Origin of the sequence: Blautia massiliensis (ex Liu et al. 2021) (assembly GCF_052064225.1) — a bacterium.
Lineage (GTDB): Bacteria > Bacillota > Clostridia > Lachnospirales > Lachnospiraceae > Blautia_A > Blautia_A fusiformis.
Window position 1 is genome coordinate 53622 of record NZ_JBQHWA010000012.1, and the last position, 18153, is coordinate 71774.

Annotated in this window: 17 protein-coding genes; 1 reads left to right on the plus strand and 16 read right to left on the minus strand. The window is 46.1% G+C overall.

What is annotated here, in order from left to right:
- Nucleotides 1-49 precede the first annotated feature (49 nt).
- Together ACTNDQ_RS06650 and ACTNDQ_RS06655 are read right to left on the minus strand one after the other, a co-directional pair.
- Entirely contained in the window at nucleotides 50-310 is a 261-nt protein-coding gene (locus tag ACTNDQ_RS06650; protein WP_441064249.1) for a hypothetical protein, read from the minus strand.
- 241 nt (nucleotides 311-551) lie between these two features.
- Nucleotides 552-683, minus strand: a complete 132-nt coding sequence (locus ACTNDQ_RS06655) for a hypothetical protein (RefSeq protein WP_441064251.1) — start codon at nucleotides 681-683, stop codon at nucleotides 552-554.
- A 311-nt stretch (nucleotides 684-994) separates the two neighbouring features.
- Between ACTNDQ_RS06655 and ACTNDQ_RS06660 the strand changes: the two genes are divergently transcribed.
- Nucleotides 995-1582, plus strand: a complete 588-nt coding sequence (locus tag ACTNDQ_RS06660) for an AAA family ATPase (protein ID WP_015524710.1) — start codon at nucleotides 995-997, stop codon at nucleotides 1580-1582.
- A gap of 598 nt (nucleotides 1583-2180) precedes the next feature.
- Here ACTNDQ_RS06660 and ACTNDQ_RS06665 read toward each other — a convergent pair.
- The 14 genes from ACTNDQ_RS06665 to ACTNDQ_RS06730 form a co-directional block, all read right to left on the minus strand.
- A complete protein-coding gene (locus ACTNDQ_RS06665; RefSeq protein WP_441064253.1) occupies nucleotides 2181-3287 on the minus strand; it encodes a DUF362 domain-containing protein in 1107 nt (368 codons plus the stop codon).
- A gap of 202 nt (nucleotides 3288-3489) precedes the next feature.
- Entirely contained in the window at nucleotides 3490-4338 is an 849-nt protein-coding gene (locus ACTNDQ_RS06670) for an alpha/beta hydrolase (protein WP_320810704.1), read from the minus strand.
- Between the two features lie 16 nt (nucleotides 4339-4354).
- On the minus strand, nucleotides 4355-4957 hold the full coding sequence (thrH, locus tag ACTNDQ_RS06675) for a bifunctional phosphoserine phosphatase/homoserine phosphotransferase ThrH (protein ID WP_015524708.1): 603 nt from the start codon (nucleotides 4955-4957) through the stop codon (nucleotides 4355-4357).
- Nucleotides 4958-5092: 135 nt separating this feature from the next.
- On the minus strand, nucleotides 5093-6484 hold the full coding sequence (locus tag ACTNDQ_RS06680) for an alanine/glycine:cation symporter family protein (protein ID WP_059085580.1): 1392 nt from the start codon (nucleotides 6482-6484) through the stop codon (nucleotides 5093-5095).
- Nucleotides 6485-6732: 248 nt separating this feature from the next.
- Nucleotides 6733-8127, minus strand: coding sequence for a magnesium transporter (gene mgtE, locus ACTNDQ_RS06685; protein WP_441064256.1), 1395 nt, complete (start codon nucleotides 8125-8127; stop codon nucleotides 6733-6735).
- A 716-nt stretch (nucleotides 8128-8843) separates the two neighbouring features.
- Complete coding sequence (locus ACTNDQ_RS06690; protein ID WP_022426051.1) at nucleotides 8844-9407, minus strand: Fe-S-containing hydro-lyase; 564 nt, start codon at nucleotides 9405-9407, stop codon at nucleotides 8844-8846.
- Between the two features lies 1 nt (nucleotide 9408).
- Nucleotides 9409-10251, minus strand: coding sequence for a fumarate hydratase (locus ACTNDQ_RS06695; protein ID WP_441064259.1), 843 nt, complete (start codon nucleotides 10249-10251; stop codon nucleotides 9409-9411).
- Between the two features lie 55 nt (nucleotides 10252-10306).
- Nucleotides 10307-11917, minus strand: coding sequence for an FAD-dependent oxidoreductase (locus ACTNDQ_RS06700; RefSeq protein ID WP_022426050.1), 1611 nt, complete (start codon nucleotides 11915-11917; stop codon nucleotides 10307-10309).
- Between the two features lie 13 nt (nucleotides 11918-11930).
- On the minus strand, nucleotides 11931-12644 hold the full coding sequence (locus tag ACTNDQ_RS06705; RefSeq protein ID WP_330383239.1) for a 2Fe-2S iron-sulfur cluster-binding protein: 714 nt from the start codon (nucleotides 12642-12644) through the stop codon (nucleotides 11931-11933).
- 233 nt (nucleotides 12645-12877) lie between these two features.
- Entirely contained in the window at nucleotides 12878-13732 is an 855-nt protein-coding gene (locus ACTNDQ_RS06710; RefSeq protein WP_441064262.1) for an FAD/NAD(P)-binding protein, read from the minus strand.
- Nucleotides 13725-14762 carry a 4Fe-4S dicluster domain-containing protein gene (locus tag ACTNDQ_RS06715; protein ID WP_278796153.1) on the minus strand — a complete coding sequence of 346 codons (1038 nt, stop codon included), beginning with the start codon at nucleotides 14760-14762 and terminating at the stop codon, nucleotides 13725-13727. The genes ACTNDQ_RS06710 and ACTNDQ_RS06715 overlap by 8 nt, the downstream gene beginning before the upstream one ends.
- 3 nt (nucleotides 14763-14765) lie before the next feature.
- Nucleotides 14766-15740 (minus strand): 4Fe-4S dicluster domain-containing protein, encoded by a 975-nt coding sequence (locus ACTNDQ_RS06720; protein WP_441064264.1) that lies wholly within the window; start codon nucleotides 15738-15740, stop codon nucleotides 14766-14768.
- Nucleotides 15728-16171, minus strand: a complete 444-nt coding sequence (locus tag ACTNDQ_RS06725; RefSeq protein WP_015524686.1) for a hydrogenase iron-sulfur subunit — start codon at nucleotides 16169-16171, stop codon at nucleotides 15728-15730. Before ACTNDQ_RS06725 ends, ACTNDQ_RS06720 begins: the two co-directional genes overlap by 13 nt.
- Nucleotides 16162-18150, minus strand: a complete 1989-nt coding sequence (locus tag ACTNDQ_RS06730) for a 4Fe-4S binding protein (RefSeq protein ID WP_441064266.1) — start codon at nucleotides 18148-18150, stop codon at nucleotides 16162-16164. Before ACTNDQ_RS06730 ends, ACTNDQ_RS06725 begins: the two co-directional genes overlap by 10 nt.
- Nucleotides 18151-18153 lie beyond the last annotated feature (3 nt).

Sequence of the window (18153 nt, forward strand, 5' to 3'; positions counted from 1 at the left end):
AAAAAACGCGATTTGTTCTGACAAAAAATCCATCTCACAAATCACGTTATTATAATTTCTTTTTAGCCGGAATACCGAAGCGCATCAATAGGCTTCCTGGATGCTGCCTTGTTAGCCGGATACAGACCAAAATCACACCGATCATCAGAGACATGGTGTTGGTGACACCGGGCATGGCTTCCATGATCTCTGACTGATCCACAATGGAAAAAGCGTCTTCGTCCTGCTCAAAGCGTTCCATCAGGAGCTCTGTAAGCGCATTTTCTGCCGGCTCCAGGCTATCCTCATCTGCTCCGGATGCGTAAAACATGGTCACATCCAGTACATTATCCGCAAGCCTGGTCATAGTAGAAAACGGGATGTGTCATCGTTCCGTTGGAATATATTGGATACTACTGCATGCCACGCCATTTTCATGCTCTGAAGGATCATATGCTCACCTCATTGATCTCAAGACCGGAAGGAACATACTGCTCTTCAGCTTCTGCCAGGTCCAGATTACCGGTACCCACACTCGTCTTGGAAAGGTTCCCTTTTTTCGCCTCCGCCGATTACGTTTTCGCTGCTGTTTTCTGCGCCGGCTTCGTATGCGCCACTTTAAAATATCCCACAGTTCCCTCACCTGCCACACAGACAGCCGCCATCGGGATGATCACCATAAGCCTTTTACGCCGTCGTTTCATTTTCCTTAACCTCCAAATATGCTATGTATGTTCTCTCTGTTTTAAAAATGTTTTAAAAGAAAAATGTGTAAAGTCTTTGTGTGATCTGTGAAAACCCGGTGAAAAAGGTATGATATTTTTCATATGCAAATACAAATAATTAATTATATTTTCTGTCTGCTGCCATTATTTTTTGTATATATTAAATATTATTTTAAAAATTATATATTATTTTCTGGTATTTTTTACCGAAATATGTTATAAAAGAAGTAAGAAAAACTACCGAAAATCAGATATTCCTGCTTTCGGTCCGAAATAAAGGAGGTATCTTTATGGCAAAACGTATTATCACCATCAATCGTATGTTTGGAAGCAACGGACGCCTTATCGGCAAGACTCTGGCTGAAAACCTAGACATCGGTTTTTATGATAAAGAACTGATCGACATGGCTGCCAAGAAAAACAATATCCCCTTCGACACCCTGGCAAAGGTAGACGAGAAAAAAGCCAGTCAGTGGGTATTTCCCGTTGACAGTGAGCTGCAGTTTACAGATAATTTCTCTTTTGTACCAATGAACGATGTGCTCTATGATCTCCAGAGAAAGATCATCCTGTCCCTTCCGCAGAGAGAGGACTGCGTAATTGTCGGCCGCTGTGCAACCAGTATCCTGAAGGATAAATCACTTAAACTTTTTATCCATGCACCTTTTGAGGAAAGAGTTCAGAATGTGATACGCCGTACCGGCAGAGAAGAAGCCAGCGCACGGAAGCTGGTCAAAAAAATGGATAAAGAGAGAAAGGCTTACTATGAATACTTTACAGACAGCAAATGGCTGGATATGACACAGTATGATCTCTGTATTGACAGCAGCCGGTTTTCTATGGAGCAGATTATTGAGATTGTAAAGAGATGTCTTTAGGATTCTTTTTTCTGAAAATTTTTTCTGAAAAATGTTTTTACGCTTTGGAAGCGTAAGTGAAACCGCAGGGGAGGGGAAGCACTCGTAGTTGCGAAAGGCCGTTTCCCCTCCCCTGCACCCCTTCCCTCAGGCCCCGCTAGAAATCGTACGTTTTGGTCATGTTACGTTATTGACAGGGCGATGGATTCTGCGTTTGTTTAAAACGCCAGGCTGTGCCGATCTCATCGGCATAACACCTTTCAACAAGAAGACGTATCCTTCCCACCATTCCAACACATTGAGCAACACCAAAATATTTATTGACCAGACGCTATTCTTCCCACACCTCCAACTGCGGACGCTCAACTCATCAAAACGTAAGGACAGGACACCACGCGTCCGCTTCCACCTCTCCGTCTGAAACGTCAGCCGGGGAAGTGACAGTCCTCCGGGCTGCTACGGAGGAGGGGTGATGATGGTTAGGTTGCGGGAGACGGCGTTATTGTGGAAGGGCCCAGCTGTTTGAGCCGAAGGCGAGTTCTGGGCCCTTCCGCAATGGTTTTAGCCGGCTCACGGAACCTTAGCAGCATCCCCCGACGGAGTCCGGCCCGGAGGACTGTCACTTCCCCGGCGTCCGTTCACCAATATACTCTTTCAAAAACTCATATATATCCCCCTCCAGCGGCGGACACCCCTCCACATAATTCTGAAACTTACAGGTACAGTGTCCCACACCAAGCATTCCCGTCTTACCACGATACCCCTGTCCGATGCAGATCTTTTCATCCAGCTTCTCAAAAAGCCCCTCTTCCTTCAGCATCTCCAATGCCGGGATCAGATACCCGTAGCAGGCACTGCAGGATTCCACTTCCTCCACGGCATCCGCAAGCTCCACAACCTTTCTGGATACCGGCATCCTCTGATCCGCACCATCCTCCAGAAATCTGACATCTGCTTTGGAAATATCTGAACAGCCCACGCCAAGATCACCTGCCAGCTTCACATAAGGAACCTCAGCTACCTCATAATGCATCATCTGACACACATATGCATCCACAAGAACCGGATCACAGGCAGCAATCACCCGGTTCATCACAACAGGATTTCCGCCATCTTCAAAATCCAGATCCCCGCAGATATTATCCACAACAATAAAATCCTGCCGTATCCCCATATTCAGATGAGCAATGGGTTTATGAAGCCCCAGGGAATGAAACCGTCTCTTTTCCTTATTTGGGATCAACCCCTTCATATTCTTAAGGGCACAGGTGATCTTTGTCTGACAATGACCTTTCAGAACCGGCACATTGATCAGAAAATCAAGCTCCTTTACCCGCTCACAGACATTCAGCTCCATTCCGCCGCAGTCCACAGAAATACCCTTATCCTTCTGCATATCCCAGAACGGCACCTGATACTCTTCCTCAAGCCTGTCAAAGCCACAGGTCTCAAAGGCCTCCCTTGTCTTATCTCCTACCCAGGATCCCTCCAGCATCACCATATCCCGGAAGCCATGCTCATTCAGATACTCGATAATTCCTGCAACCACTTCCGGATGAGTCGTTGCACCCCAGGAAGCCTCTGAAGGAGAAACCAGATTCGGCTTGATCCCGATTTTTTTCTTTCTGTCCCCGATATGGGACTGAAGATCCGCTTTTTCCAGAAGCTCCTTTGTCATTCTTTTATATTCCGTACCACTGGTAATAAAAATCTGATTTTTATCCATAATTATCAAAATTCCTTTCTTTCTGCAATGTGAATGTTGATCCAGATCCACACCAAAGCCCTGCAAAGCTTTTATCATCAGATAAGCCAGACAAAACAGCCGACAAATACAGCATTCATCACAATCATCACAATCATAAAAAATACCCTCTCTACCGGTTTCCCGGTAAAAAGGATATTTTATCCGACACAGCAGTCTCGTATTATCTTTCGATCTTTGCCCCGTTCCACCATGGGAATTCTCGGTTCAGCCATTTTCCTGCAAGCTCACTCCATGGTTCACAGGCTCTTGCGATCCCTCTGCCGTTTTCGTTGGCAGTCAGCTCATTTGCCAGGCCGATCCCATGGGGTCCCTGCGGAAAAACATGATACTCCACTGGAATGCCCTTTTTATAGAGTGCCTGAACAAAGAGAAGTGTATTATCCAGCAGCACCGTCTGATCCTCAAAGGTATGCCAGATAAAGGTTCTGGGTGTATCTTCCGTAACCTGAAATTCCAGAGACATCCGATCTTTCAGCTCCTCATAACGATCTCCCAGAAGATTTCGAAAGCTTTCTTCATGACCAGCTTTCCCTGAAGTGATCACCGGATAATTCAGGATCATGCCATTGGGACGGATCCTCTCGTTTTCCATTCCCGTGATTCCGGCAAGCTCCTCCGTATTCCAGAATACTCCCAGAGAAGCTGCCAGATGGCCACCTGCCGAAAAACCTGACACAATGATCTTATTCTTTTCAATATGCCACTTATCGCTGTTCTCTCTGAGAAGAGCTACTGTTTTTGCCAGCTGACGGAGAGCCACCGGATATCTGGCAGGTGCCACGCTGTAACGAAGTACCACTGCGTGATAGCCCATTCCCATAAACCGGACAGCAATGGCTTCTGCCTCTCTGTCTGAAGTCATGCAATAAGCTCCGCCCGGACAGATCACTATGACCGGACGCTTCTGTCCCGGATAGAGTTCTTCCGACTCCTGCCAGAAATAGGTCTCTATCCATGCCTCATTATAGTCCTTTGTTTTTTCTTCGATCACAATTCTTTCGTTGATCATTCCGACTTTCCCTTCTTCATTTCATTGCTTCTCTGATCGCTGCAAGAAGTTCATCGTACTCTTCGTAAGCCGGAATTTCCGGATGATCTGCACGGATCTGCTCTGTACTGCGGAAAAGGAAGCCTGCTTTGCTTGCCTGGATCATTCCAAGATCATTGTAGGAATCTCCACTTGCAATAGTCTCAAATCCCATGGACTGCAGTGCCTTCACAGTTGTCAGCTTGGATTTTTCACAGCGCATCTTAAAGCCTGTGATCTCTCCGTTCTCTGCTACTTCCAGGGAATTACAGAAAAGTGTCGGACGTCCAAGCTTCTCCATCAGTGGAGTTGCAAACTGTGTAAAGGTATCACTGATCAGTATCACCTGGGAAAAGGATCTCAGCTCATCCAGAAATTCCTTCGCTCCCGGAAGGGGATCGATCTTTGCAATAGTCTCCTGGATCTCTTTCAGTCCCAGACCATGCTCTTTCAGAATTCCAAGTCTCCAGTTCATCAGCTTATCATAATCCGGCTCATCACGGGTTGTTCTCTTGAGCTCCGGGATTCCGCTTGCCTCTGCAAATGCGATCCAGATCTCCGGTACCAGTACACCTTCTACGTCCAGACATGTAATATACATCTTTCATATCCTCCTCTTGATCCAACTTACCGTTAATATTTCACAGAGTCTGACTCCTTCCGGCTGTCAGAACTCTTTAATCTTTTAGCACTTTACCCTGATATTACCATATGCTCTCAAGGTCTGTAAACAGTTTTATTTTTTCTTCTTTTCCGATTCATAGATTTTCAGCTCTTTCAGTGCTTTTTCCCCAAGAGGATACAGCATGAAAATATTAAAGATCGTCATCAGGCCGATTCCTACATCTCCCAGATCCCATACAAATGTGTAAGCCGCGATCCCACCGATAAACAGCATCACCAGTGCCAGCACCTTATATCCTGTCTGTGAACCCCAGTTATCACCAAAAAGATAAGCCACATTGCCTCTTGCATAAAACAGGATTCCCAGGAATGTGGAAAAGCTGAACATAAACAGTGTTGCAGCAATAAAGATCACTCCAAACTGCCCCATATGATAATGCATGGCAGTCTGAAGAAGTTCCATTCCGGAAAGCCCCTGTACCAGATCTTCCGGGGCCAGAAGCATGATCATAGCTGTACAGCTGCAGATCACGATCGTATCCACAAATACACCCAGGGCCTGGACAAATCCGGCTTTTACCGGACTGTCACATTCTGCTGCCGCTGCTGCACAGGGAGCGGAGCCGCTTCCCGCCTCATTGGAAAAAAGGCCTCTTTTTACTCCGTTCATCAGCACGACGCCAAATCCGCCGGCAACAGCCTGACGAAATCCGAAAGCTTCTTCAAAAATCCGTTTAAATACTCCCGGCATACTTCCAAGATTTGTAAATATAATAAACAGCGTGATCACAAAATAAAGCACTGCCATCACCGGTACCAGAAGATCCAGAACTTTAACCGTTGCATTCTTCCGAAGTACGATCACAGCTGCAATCACTACCAGCACGATGGTAGTATACAGCGGCGGAATATCAAAAGCATTTTTGAAAGACGCCGTGACGGAATTGCTGATAACCTGACTGATCCCACACCAGCAGATCAGGCCGGAAATGGCAAACAGAACGGAAAGCAGAACCTTTTTTCGTTTTCTGCCCTGTTTTTCTTCCCAGTAGCGGTGGATATAGTAGGCAGGACCGCCCCTGTAGCCACCATAAAGAGGATCCTTTTCTTTATAGAGCTGTGCCAGGGTTGCTTCGATAAAAGCAGTGGAGGAACCGATCAGCGCCGTGATCCACATCCAGAATACCGCTCCTGCACCTCCTGCCGAGATCGCAGCTACCACACCGACCAGGTTTCCCATTCCCACACGGGTAGCTGTAGACACGATCAGCGTCTGAAATGCTGAAAGATTATTTTTGTCACTTTTCTTTTCTGACAGGGCTCGTACCATATCCGGAAAAAGACGGATCGGCAGAAGCTTTGTCCTGATGGTAAAATAGATACCGGTCGGAATCAGAAGCAGGATCAGAAGTGAGATTCCCAGCGTACTTCCTCCCGGAAGCGGGATCTTTATCAGATCTCCCCACAGAAATGTATAGACCTTTTCGATCATTGTTACTATCATGTTACTGTTTCCTTTCCCCAATCACCCCATGTGATCGTTTTGTTCTCTTTTTCTGCCCGTTGTTTGTATTTATTTCTGCAACGTTTTAAACGGGCAAAGCGTATCTTTCATTATAATAGCTTTCTGTTTGTATGTAAAGAAAAATCCCGAATCTTTCGATCCGGAATTTTTTTGTATTGGTAACTTTTCTGTTATTCGACAGATTTCTGATATCTGTCTGTTTTTATGTGCATAGCTGCATTTTACTCTCAGCCAGCCAGGTGGAATATCTCGATCAGGAATATCCAGCTCATTCCATAGTATGTTATCACGGCTACAAGGTCATTCACCGTAGTGATCAGAGGACCTGAGGCTACTGCCGGGTCCACACCAACCTTTTTCAAAAACAGCGGTATGCAGGTTCCCACTGCACTGGATACCAGCATAGCCACCAGCAGGGATAATCCGATACAGCCGGATACCGCATAGGCAAATACGAGTGTTTTTCCTTTGAATAAGAAAATATACAATCCGATCAGTACAAAAGACAGAATGCCGAGCAGACCACCGTTGCAAAGACCGATCCGCATTTCCTTCAGCACAAGCTCTGCTTTCTGTCTGCCCGTCAGCGTCTCATCCATCAGTACACGAATGGTTACAGCCAGGGACTGGGTTCCAACATTTCCTGCCATATCCAGGATCAGCGACTGAAAGCACATGATGATCGGCAGACAGGTAACTACTTTTTCAAACATTCCCACAACAGAAGATACCACCATACCAAGGCCCAGAAGAACGATCAGCCAGGGCATTCTTTTTTTCATGCTTTCAAAAAGAGGTTCTTTCAGATCTTCCTCTGCAGTCAGACCAGCCAGCTTTGCATAATCCTCTCCCATCTCATCGTCTACCAGATCGATGATCCCTGCGGATGTGATCACTCCAAGGAAACGATTGTCATCGTCCAGTACAGGAATGGAATCTTCAGAATAATCCTTCAGCCGTTCCATACAGTCATCGATCTGCTCAGTACCATACACATATGGATAGGAGGTTACGATCAGCTCTTCCATAGGGTGGTCCTGTCTTGCTGTGATCAGATCCTTCAGATCCAGGGCTCCATAAAACTCCCCTCTGTCCGTCACTGCAAAGATCGTAGAAATATTATCATTATCTGCCGCCTGGGAAACCAGCTCACTCATGGCCTGCTTTACGGTCAGGTTTTCACGGATCACAATGCAGTTCGTTGTCATTCTGCTTCCGATCTCATCCTCATCAAAAGAGCGGATCATTTCGATATCTTTCCGCACCTGTTCATCCAGAAGCTGGATCAGAAGCTTGCGTTTTTCTTTATCGATCTGCTTTAAAACATCTGCCAGGGCATCGGTTTCCATTTTGGAAAGAATGGCTGCCGCTTTTTTTACATCCATCTCTTCCAGATATTGTACAGTTTCTTCTTCCTCCAGATATTCAAAAACATCTGCCAGCATACTGCTTTCCAGGATACGGTATAGTCTGCTGCGCTCTGCAGTGCTTAATTCTCTTAATACTTCCGCCAGATCGTTTTCGTGGAAATCCTGCAGCCTTTCACTTAAAACTGCCGGAGAAACACTGCTTCGGATCAGACTCAGAATATCTTTTGAAAAATCCTGATTTCTTTTTGTCATTTTCTCATCCTCCTCACATAGTTTCGCATAAAACACGCACACCAAAAACAGACATGTTAAAGCGCATGTCTATGTGCTGTTTGATTTTCGATTGTGTTTCCTTGGGATTTGAGTATAAAGCGAAATGAATTTATACATGATCGCCTTACTGTAAGATTCTCAGAATGAGAAGAATGAAAAAGATATCTATTATAATCCTGCTACAATTATAATGTAATAATATCGTACAGATTCTGATGACACCGATACATCCTGTCAAATATATCCTTCTGATATATAGATATAATATTCCCACAGATATTCCGTACACTTAAAACAGAATGTAACAGTCTCATCCCGCTCTGTTCTTTCCATCTTTCACTCTGAGAGCTACAACTTCGCCCATGAGAATCACAACTGTCCATTCTGTTCACCTGCCTTTTTTTCTTAAATTTTTTTATCAACCCGGCCATTATAACGTTCCCGGCCGGGTTTTGTCAACCGGATTTATGGTTAAATTTATTGTAAATCCGGGTAAATTTTTATGCTTCACAGAGGAGGATGTTTATGCAGCAGCATTTGCGTTGATCGTATCAATGATGTTTTTTCAAAAAGGATCAAATTAAAAAGTCCAACAACAAATGCTTCTACACGGATCTTCAGCATTTACTGTCGGACTTTTATCCTTTTTATTTCTTTTTGAAATATATCACAATATCATATTGTAGAGCAAAAGATTATTCTGCATGGTCTTTCAGGTACTCTGCACGCCCCTCTTCGTAGAGGTTATTTCCCTCGCTGTCAATGATGACTACAAGCGGCATGTCTTCCACATAAAGCTTGCGGAGTGCTTCTGCTCCGAGGTCTTCGTAAGCGATAAGCTCTGCTTTTTTGATGCATTTTGCAAGAAGTGCACCTGCACCGCCGATGGCTCCGAAATATACACCGTCATATTTTTTCATTGCATCTACGACTTCCGGAAGGCGGGCACCTTTTCCGATCATTCCTCTGGCGCCTACGGACATCATGGTCGGTGCATAAGCATCCATACGGCCGCTGGTTGTAGGGCCTGCGGAGCCGATGACTTCGCCTGGTTTTGCCGGAGTCGGACCTACATAGTAAATGGTAGCATCTGTAGGGTCAAAAGGAATCTTTTCTCCTTTTGCAAGGGCCTCGCACATTCTCTTGTGACCTGCATCACGGGATGTATAGATGGTTCCTGTCAGTAAAACCTGGTCGCCTGCATGGAGAGTTCTTGCCAGCTCTCTTGTCAGAGGCAGTGTGATCTTTCTTCTTTCCATATTAAAGCACCTCCGTTTTATGACGTGTTACATGGCAGTTGATGTTAACTGCACATGGCATACCTGCGATATGGGTAGGCATAGTCTCAATGTTCAGACCGATAGCTGTGGTCTTTCCGCCAAAGCCCTGAGGTCCGATACCAAGCTTGTTGATCTTCTCAAGCATCTCTTTCTCAAGATCTGCATAGTAAGGATCCGGGTTCTCTGTATTCAGAGGACGCATCAGCGCTTTCTTTGCAAGAAGTGCACATTTGTCAAAAGTTCCTCCGATACCAACACCAACTACCATAGGCGGACATGGGTTCGGACCTGCAGTTTCTACAACCTCAAGAATGAAATCCTTGATTCCCTGAAGGCCTGCAGATGGCTTGAACATACGGATCTGGCTCATATTCTCGCTTCCGAAGCCTTTTGGTCCTACAGTTACTTTCACCTGATCTCCAGGAACGATCTCTGTATAGATCATAGCCGGTGTATTGTCACCTGTGTTTCCACGGCGTATCGGATCCTTGACAACGGATTTTCTCAGGTAACCTTTATCGTATCCGCGGCGTACACCTTCATTGATGGCATCATTTAAATCTCCGCCTGTAAAGTGGACATCCTGGCCAATTTCAAGGAATACGCATGCCATTCCGGTATCCTGACAGATCGGAACATTCTCACTGTCTGCGATATCAAAATTCTCGATAATGTTATCAAGGACACCTTTTGCGATCTCGCCGTCCTCGCAGGCACGGCAGGTTTTGATGGCATCCTTCACATCTTCCGGGAGATGTTCATTGGCTTCGATACAGAGTTTTTCGATAACCTCTGTAAGTCTGCTTACTTCGATTTCTCTCATAATAGACTCCTTTCGCTTATCTCATATGTTTTTATTATCATAACATATTTTTAACTTAACGTTCGTGGCGGGCATATTTCGGCAGAAGCATGGGAGATACGTCTCCTGTATCAACTCCTGCATTTTTCAGTTCCTCTTCATATTTTCTGATATGATCCAGATTCATGGTGCCAAGCTCTACCTCTTTGCATTTGGCAGCTGCTTTTTTACCTGCATTTCGTCCGAATACAATTACATCAAGAAGAGAGTTGCCCATCAGTCGGTTTCTTCCGTGGATTCCGCCTGCTGCCTCTCCTGCAACCAGAAGGTTCGGGATTTCTTTTGTAAAGCCGTCTCCGTTGATCTCAAGTCCGCCGTTCTGATAATGAAGGGTCGGGTAGATCACGATCGGAACTTTTCTCATATCAATGCCGTAATTCATGTACATACGGAACATGGCAGGGATCCTCTTTTCGATAGTTCCCTCACCGCCCAGGATCTCGATCATCGGAGTATCCAGCCATACACCTTTTCGTCCACCTGGAACTTCCACGCCACGGCCTTCCTCACACTCACGGATAACACCGGAAGCATTTACGTCACGGGTTTCCAGCGGATGAATATAAGCTTCTCCGTTTGCATTTACAAGCTGTGCACCAACGGAACGAACCTTCTCTGTTACCAGGGCACCAAGGATCTGTGACGGATAGATCGCACCTGTTGGATGATACTGGATAGAATCCTGGTAAAGAAGGGAAGCGCCTGCTCTGTATCCAAGCACGAGTCCGTCAGCAGTTGCTCCGTAGTGATTGGAGGTCGGGAATCCCTGATAATGCATTCTTCCTGCACCACCGGTTGCAATTACAACTGTTTTTGCTCTTGCAACGGAATAGTCTCCGGTTTCCATGTTGAGAAGAACTGCACCGGCAGTCTGACCTTTTTCATCCTTCAGAAGTTCTACAGCGGAGGTAAATTCCACTACCGGGATCTTAAGATTTAAGACCTCATCACGGATAGTACGCATGATCTCTGATCCGGAATAATCCTTTGCAGCATGCATTCTCTTTCTGGATGTACCGCCGCCATGTGTAGTGACCATGGTTCCGTCTTCTGCTTTATCAAACTCAACACCAAGGTCGTTGAGCCATTTGATCGCATCCGGGGCTTCCATTACCAGTCTTTTTACCAGCTCCGGTTTTGCTGCAAAATGTCCGCCTCCAAAGCAGTCCAGATAATGCTGTACCGGGGAATCATTTTCTTTATCTGCTGCCTGGATCCCGCCTTCTGCCATCATGGTGTTGGCATCACCGATACGGAGCTTTGTAACGATCATAACGTTGGCACCTGCGTTGTGAGCCTCGATGGCACAGGAAGAGCCTGCTCCGCCACCGCCGATGATCAGTACATCTACATCATAATCGATTTTTGTAAGATCGATTTTTTCGTTGAGCAGACGGCTTTCTGAATGGAGCATTTTTGTCAGTTCCAGTGGTGCTTTCTGTCCCTTGTTCGGTCCTACCTTGATCTCTGCAAATGCATCCGGGTTATAGTCCGGATGGAATTTTTTGAGAAGAGCATCTTTCTCATCTGCACTCAGACGTCTTGGCTCTGTTGCCATACGCTCCGCTCTTGTAGCCTCTACCTTTTTGATGGATTCCATCATATTTTCTGGATATGGTGCATACATGTTTTACGCCCTCCTACTTCTCGATTTCTCTGCTGTTGTAAAGTTCCTGCATCTCTGTGATCGGCTTCTGCATGATTTTCTCGATCATATCGTCAAATTTGCCCTCGTGGATCTCTTCCACACGTTTCTCCAGATGCTCGCTTTTCGGCGCAATATATTTTCCGGTGAGACGTCTTGCAAGAAGGCCTACCATCGGATGGGAAATTCCTGCCGGACATCTTACGGAACAGCAGCCGCAGCTTACACAGTCAAAGGATTCCTCTGCACATTTTTCAAGCTCGCCTCTCTGCGCATATGCAATATACTGCATGACATTTAAGTCCTGTGTACAGGCCTTTGTGCAGGCATTGCATCCGATGCAGCTGTAGATCTCCGGATAAAGCTCCATCATTACCTGCTGGTTCGGCTTAAGATCTTCTATATTATAAAGTCTCTTGTCTGTAGGGAAGAACGGGATACTTGCCACATACATTCCCTCCTGCACCTGTGTCTGACAGGCGAGACAGGTTTTCAGCTCATTCTGTCCCTTGATCCTGTAGATGGTCGCGCAGGCACCGCAGAATCCGTGTCTGCAGCCGCATCCTCTTTTTAATGTATAACCGGCATATTCCATAGCTGTCATAATGGTCAGATCACCGGGAACGCTGTATTTCTTACCGAAAAAATATACGTTTACCATATTATTTTCCATGTTGGTGTCCTTTCTTTTATCCAAATCGTACGCCATGTGGAACAGCCATCTCACACGTGCCCGTCGCAACGCTCTGCTGAACTAAGTACTAACTGCGACTAAGGAGTTCAGGAGAGCCTTCACTCCTAAGTCTTCGTAAGTACTGGATTTCAGCGCCGCTAAAACCGCTCCTAAAATGGGCATCTTAGCGAGATGGCTGTTCCACATGGCTGTGTACTGGCTATAACCAGCGCATATATTTGAAAGTTTCTTAAGGTGCAATCTATAACTTAGTACTCATTAGGTAATTCATCCACCTCATCACATCGGAATACCGGGCCGTCTTTGCAGACGTATTTGTCTCCGATGTTGCAACGGCCGCATTTTCCGACACCGCATTTCATACGAAGCTCCAGTGTGGTATATACCTGCTCTCTGGAGAAGCCCAGCTCTTCCAGTCCTGCCAGAACGAATTTGATCATGATCGGCGGGCCGCAGACCAGAGCGGTCTTATTGGTATCAAAACCAATCTCCTTCAGATAATTCGGAACAAATCCTACATGACCGTCCCAGCCTTCCTGCTCGCGGTCAATGGTAAGATATACATTTACACCTTCTGTTTTCATCCATACTTCCTGGATTTCCTTAAGCTGCACCAGATCATCTGCGGAACGGGAACCATAGAGAATATCTACTGTTCCGTAATCCTCACGGTTATCCAGCACATAATTGATCACGGAACGAAGAGGTGCCAGACCGATTCCACCTGCGATAAACAGGAGATTTTTTCCCTTTAACTTATCTTCCACCGGAAAATGATTTCCGTATGGACCCCTAACCGCGATCTCATCTCCAACCTGAAGGCTATGGAGATAGTCGGTAAGGGATCCGCATTTTTTGATGCTGAATTCCTGATAATCTTTTACAGTAGGAGAAGAAGTAATAGAAAACATACCTTCACTGACACCTGGTGCACAGACCATGGCACACTGTCCTGGCATATGCTCGAAAAGCTTTCCACCCTCCGGAGCCTCCACACGGAAGGTTTTTACATCCGGTGTCTCCTGACGGATATCTGTGATCACGCCAACCTTGGGGATCAGCGTATCCAGTGTAAAATTCTTATGACAGGTACATTCACTCATTCTTTTCACCTCCCTGTTTTTCAAAGGCCTTGATGACTTTTACGATATTTAAAGATTCCGGACATTTCTCCACGCAGCGGCCGCAGCCAACACAGGAGAACATGCCGTCATTATTTAACGGATAATAAACAAGCTTATGCATAAATCTCTGACGGAATCTCTGCATCTGGCTGGTACGGTTGTTTCCATGAGCCATCATGGTAAAATCAGAGTACATGCAGGAATCCCAGCAGCGGTAACGGTGAACACCGTGCCCTGTGTCGTAATCCTTAATGTCATAGCACTGACAGGTCGGACATACGAAGGTACAGGTTCCGCAGGCAAGACAAGGCTTGTACAGTTTCTCCCATACAGGAGAATTGAAACGGTCCATGTATTCTTCCTGCGCCCATCCTTCCAGTGAAAGATGTGTATATGGAAGAAGCTCGATAATACCACGGATCGCCTTCTTCTCCTCTTCTACCTTTGTCTCATCAGCATCTGCCAAAAGCTCCTTCACAACTTCTGTCAGAGCATTTCCCTTTTCTGTGAGAGGCTTCCAGAAAAGCTCTCCCTCGATGATCCAGGCTGCAACATCTGCTTCCGGATCTGCAGCATCAATGCCAAATACTTTACAAAAGCAGCTTTCCTCCGGTTCATGACAGGCAAGAGCTACGATAGTTCCATGTTCTCTTCTTGCCTGGTAAAAAGTATCCACCGGATCCCCAAGGAATACCTTGTCGAGAACCTTCACACCCTGTACATCACAGGCTCTCATTCCGAATACGACAAAATTCTGGTCTTTCAGTGCCTGAGGCTCAATGCTGATATTTTTTCCGTCTTTTTTACAGGTATAGAGATTTTCACTCTGCGGAAAGAAAGCATCCTTCGGTGATTTCACGGTTTTCAGTGTTTCAAGGGAAACCTCTGCATCCTCGCTCCATGCCTTGAAGTTTACCTGTTCACTTACCTTTACCGGTAAATATAATTCCTGATCTGCGGCAATTTTCCGGAATAATGCCGGCAGATTTTCTACTGCGATCTTATACATACATTATCCCCTTTCTGCCACGATCCCTGGCTCTACATCCTCAAAGGTAAAGCTGGTAAGCGGACCCTTTGACTCCGCATCCTCGCCTGCCTGATACTCACCGTAAAACGCATCAATATCCTTGATAAACTTACGGTTAAACAGATGAAGGGGAATTCCCTGCGGGCAGACTCTGCTGCACTCGCCACAGTCCGTACATCTTCCGGCTACATGGAAGGCACGGATCACATGGAACATCTTTTCTTCAAAGGAATCCACATTTGCCTTCTGGGCGCTGTCGAACTTGTTGCTGTCAAAAACGCATTTGCGGCAGCTGCAGGCCGGACATACATTACGGCAGGCATTACAGCGGATACATTTACTCAGCTCGCTCTGCCAGAATGCAAATTTTTCTTCCGGACTCATTGCCTCGATCCGCTCAACTTCTGCGAAACGGTCAGCGTCCTTTGTCTCCTTTGACTCACCGATCAGTTCATCGTAAATTTTATGCTCTTTTCCTTTACATACATGGCAGCGTTCCAGCATGGCATCTTTGTATGCACAGGTTTTTTCTCCGTAAACAGTATCCACAGTCAGTGTCTCGGCATCTCCGGTAATCTCTGCTCCGGAAATTCCCCGGATACCCTTGATCCCCATTTTGCGGATCTTTTCAATATCCAGTTTTCCTTTACAGCCAACACCTACGATATAGGCTTTTTCTCTGTCTACACGATGCTCTTTCAAAAGCTGGTTAAAGCTATATGTATCGCAGGGCTTCAGACAGACCATGGTTTTTCCTTCCAGCCTGGAAGCTTCGATCATATATTTGCTTAAATTGGCACCGCAGAATCCATCATAGACAAAATCCTCCAGAGATTCCGGTGTTTCAAAATAGGCTGGTTCCGGATTAAAGGCAAGATCTCCGGCTTTCCACCCAAGAACCCGGACTACCGTGCCATCTGCAAGCAGTTCTTTTGCACGTTTTATCAGCTCCTGCATCTTATATCCTCCAATCTCACGTTTTTACCAAGTGAATGGATCTTCTCAACAAACTCATTCATAGTCTGTGAAAATTTCACGCCTTCTGCGGCAGATACCCATTCCACACGTGTTCTTCCGTTTTCCACCCCAATATAATCCAGCATTGAAAACAGAAGTGTCATACGTCTTCTTGCATAATAGTTTCCGGTACTGTAATGGCAGTCTCCCGGATGGCATCCGCACATGATCACACCATCGGCTCCTTTTTCAAAGGCACGGAGGATGAACATGGGATTGACACGGCAGGAACATGGAACACGGATGATCTTTACATCCGCCGGATAGCTCAAACGGCTGCTTCCGGCAAGGTCTGCTCCGGCGTAGCTGCACCAGTTACAGCAGAATGCCACGATCTTTGGTCTGAATTCTTCCTTTGTTTCTATCGACATATTGCATCCACCTCCGCGATAATCTGTCTGTTGGAGAAGCCCTGAAGGTCCATGGCTCCTGACGGGCAGGCTACTGTGCAGGCACCGCAGCCCTGGCAAAGTGCTGTATTGACAACCGCAACTCTTCTTGTCTCACGGATACCGTGATCGTTGACCTGTTTCTCCTCATAGGAAATCGCTCCGTAAGGACATACATTTGCACAGGTAGAGCATCCGTTACAGAGAAGCTCGTCAGATCTTGCCGTACATGGATTGGTTGTCAGCTTGTCCTTTGCAAGAAGTCCTATGGCCTTTACGGCCGCAGCTCCTGCCTGGGCAACTGTCTCCGGGATATCCTTTGGTCCCTGGCATACACCGGAAAGGAAAATTCCTGCTGTCGGTGATTCTACAGGACGAAGCTTTGCATGAGCTTCTGTAAGGAAATTGTTGGTGTCAATACTTGCAGTAAGCATGGTAGCGATCTTACGTACATCCGGATTCGGTTCAATGGCTGTTGCAAGAACTACCATATCTGCTTTCTTGAAGATCTGCTTATTATCAAGAAGATCCGAGCCCTGAACAAGAAGTGTTCCATCCGGCTGCGGGATTACTTTTCCTACCTGACCTTTGATATAGTTTACGTTATACTGCTCAACTGCTCTTCTGTAAAACTCATCGAAGTTTTTACCAGGTGTACGGACATCAATATAAAATACCGTCACATTGGTATCCGGATATTTATCACGGATCAGCATGGCATGCTTAGCTGTGTACATACAGCAGATCTTGGAACAGTATGGCTTTCCACGGTCATCGGAGCAACGGCTTCCAACACACTGGATAAATACGATCTCCTTGGGTGCTTTTCCATCGGAAAGGCGCTCAAGATGTCCTTTTGTAGGTCCTGCAGCATTCATGATACGCTCCAGCTCCAGAGATGTGATCACATCCTTGCTCTGGCTGTATGCGTATTCATCATATTTGTCAAGCTTGATGGTATCAAATCCGGTTGCCACCACGATCGCTCCGTATTTCTGTGTTACGATTTCATCCTGCTGATCGTAATCAATGGCTCCTGCCTGACATACTTTGGAGCAGACACCACATTTGCCTGTCTTAAATTTCAGGCAATGCTCTCTGTCGATCACAGGAACGTTTGGAATCGCCTGTGCAAACGGAGTATAAATAGCTGACCGGTTGTTCAGCCCTCTGTTGAACTCATTTGGAATCTTTTTGGAAGGACATTTTTCCTGGCAGACTCCACAGCCTGTACATTTGTCCATGTTGACACTTCGCGCTTTTTTGCGGATATCAACAGTAAAATCTCCTACAAAACCTGCAACTTTTTCTACTTCACTGTATGTATAGATATTGATCTTTTCGTGAGCTGCAGCCTCCACCATTTTCGGAGTAAGGATACATGCGGAGCAATCCAGAGTAGGGAAGGTTTTGTCAAGCTGTGACATTCTTCCGCCGATACTTGGTGTTTTTTCCACAATATCAACTTCATAGCCTGCATCGGCAATATCAAGAGCCGTCTGGATTCCGGCGATACCGCCTCCGATGATCAGGGCTCTCTTTGTAACCTGGCTTTCTCCCGGCTGAAGAGGAGCATTTAAATTGACTTTTGCTACTGCTGCTCTTGCAAGGATCACGGCCTTCTCCGTAGCCTCCTGCATATCCTTGTGGATCCAGGAACAGTGCTCACGGATATTTGCGATCTCCACCATATATGGATTCAGGCCGGCCTTTCCCGCTGCTTTACGGAAAGTTGCCTCATGCATACGCGGAGAACAGGAACAGACAACCACTCCTGTGAGATTTTTTTCACGGATGGCTTCCTGGATCCTGGACTGTCCTGCTTCAGAACACATATACTGATAATCTTCTGCATGGACAACTCCTGGCTCTTTTGCAATGATCTCCACAACCTTTTTCACGTCTACCGTAGCGGCAATATTACTTCCGCAATGACAGACAAATACACCGATTCTCTGCACTTT

Bases quoted from the DNA above. Each gene is read 5' to 3' on its own strand.
- ACTNDQ_RS06650 (WP_441064249.1), bottom strand. From the start codon at position 310: ATGTTTTACGCATCCGGAGCAGATGAGGATAGCCTGGAGCCGGCAGAA.
- ACTNDQ_RS06655 (WP_441064251.1), bottom strand. From the start codon at position 683: ATGAAACGACGGCGTAAAAGGCTTATGGTGATCATCCCGATGGCGGCT.
- ACTNDQ_RS06660 (WP_015524710.1), top strand. From the start codon at position 995: ATGGCAAAACGTATTATCACCATCAATCGTATGTTTGGAAGCAACGGA.
- ACTNDQ_RS06665 (WP_441064253.1), bottom strand. From the start codon at position 3,287: ATGGATAAAAATCAGATTTTTATTACCAGTGGTACGGAATATAAAAGA.
- ACTNDQ_RS06670 (WP_320810704.1), bottom strand. From the start codon at position 4,338: ATGATCAACGAAAGAATTGTGATCGAAGAAAAAACAAAGGACTATAAT.
- thrH (WP_015524708.1), bottom strand. From the start codon at position 4,957: ATGTATATTACATGTCTGGACGTAGAAGGTGTACTGGTACCGGAGATC.
- ACTNDQ_RS06680 (WP_059085580.1), bottom strand. From the start codon at position 6,484: ATGATAGTAACAATGATCGAAAAGGTCTATACATTTCTGTGGGGAGAT.
- mgtE (WP_441064256.1), bottom strand. From the start codon at position 8,127: ATGACAAAAAGAAATCAGGATTTTTCAAAAGATATTCTGAGTCTGATC.
- ACTNDQ_RS06690 (WP_022426051.1), bottom strand. From the start codon at position 9,407: ATGGAAAGAAGAAAGATCACACTGCCTCTGACAAGAGAGCTGGCAAGA.
- ACTNDQ_RS06695 (WP_441064259.1), bottom strand. From the start codon at position 10,251: ATGAGAGAAATCGAAGTAAGCAGACTTACAGAGGTTATCGAAAAACTC.
- ACTNDQ_RS06700 (WP_022426050.1), bottom strand. From the start codon at position 11,917: ATGTATGCACCATATCCAGAAAATATGATGGAATCCATCAAAAAGGTA.
- ACTNDQ_RS06705 (WP_330383239.1), bottom strand. From the start codon at position 12,644: ATGGCGTACGATTTGGATAAAAGAAAGGACACCAACATGGAAAATAAT.
- ACTNDQ_RS06710 (WP_441064262.1), bottom strand. From the start codon at position 13,732: ATGAGTGAATGTACCTGTCATAAGAATTTTACACTGGATACGCTGATC.
- ACTNDQ_RS06715 (WP_278796153.1), bottom strand. From the start codon at position 14,762: ATGTATAAGATCGCAGTAGAAAATCTGCCGGCATTATTCCGGAAAATT.
- ACTNDQ_RS06720 (WP_441064264.1), bottom strand. From the start codon at position 15,740: ATGCAGGAGCTGATAAAACGTGCAAAAGAACTGCTTGCAGATGGCACG.
- ACTNDQ_RS06725 (WP_015524686.1), bottom strand. From the start codon at position 16,171: ATGTCGATAGAAACAAAGGAAGAATTCAGACCAAAGATCGTGGCATTC.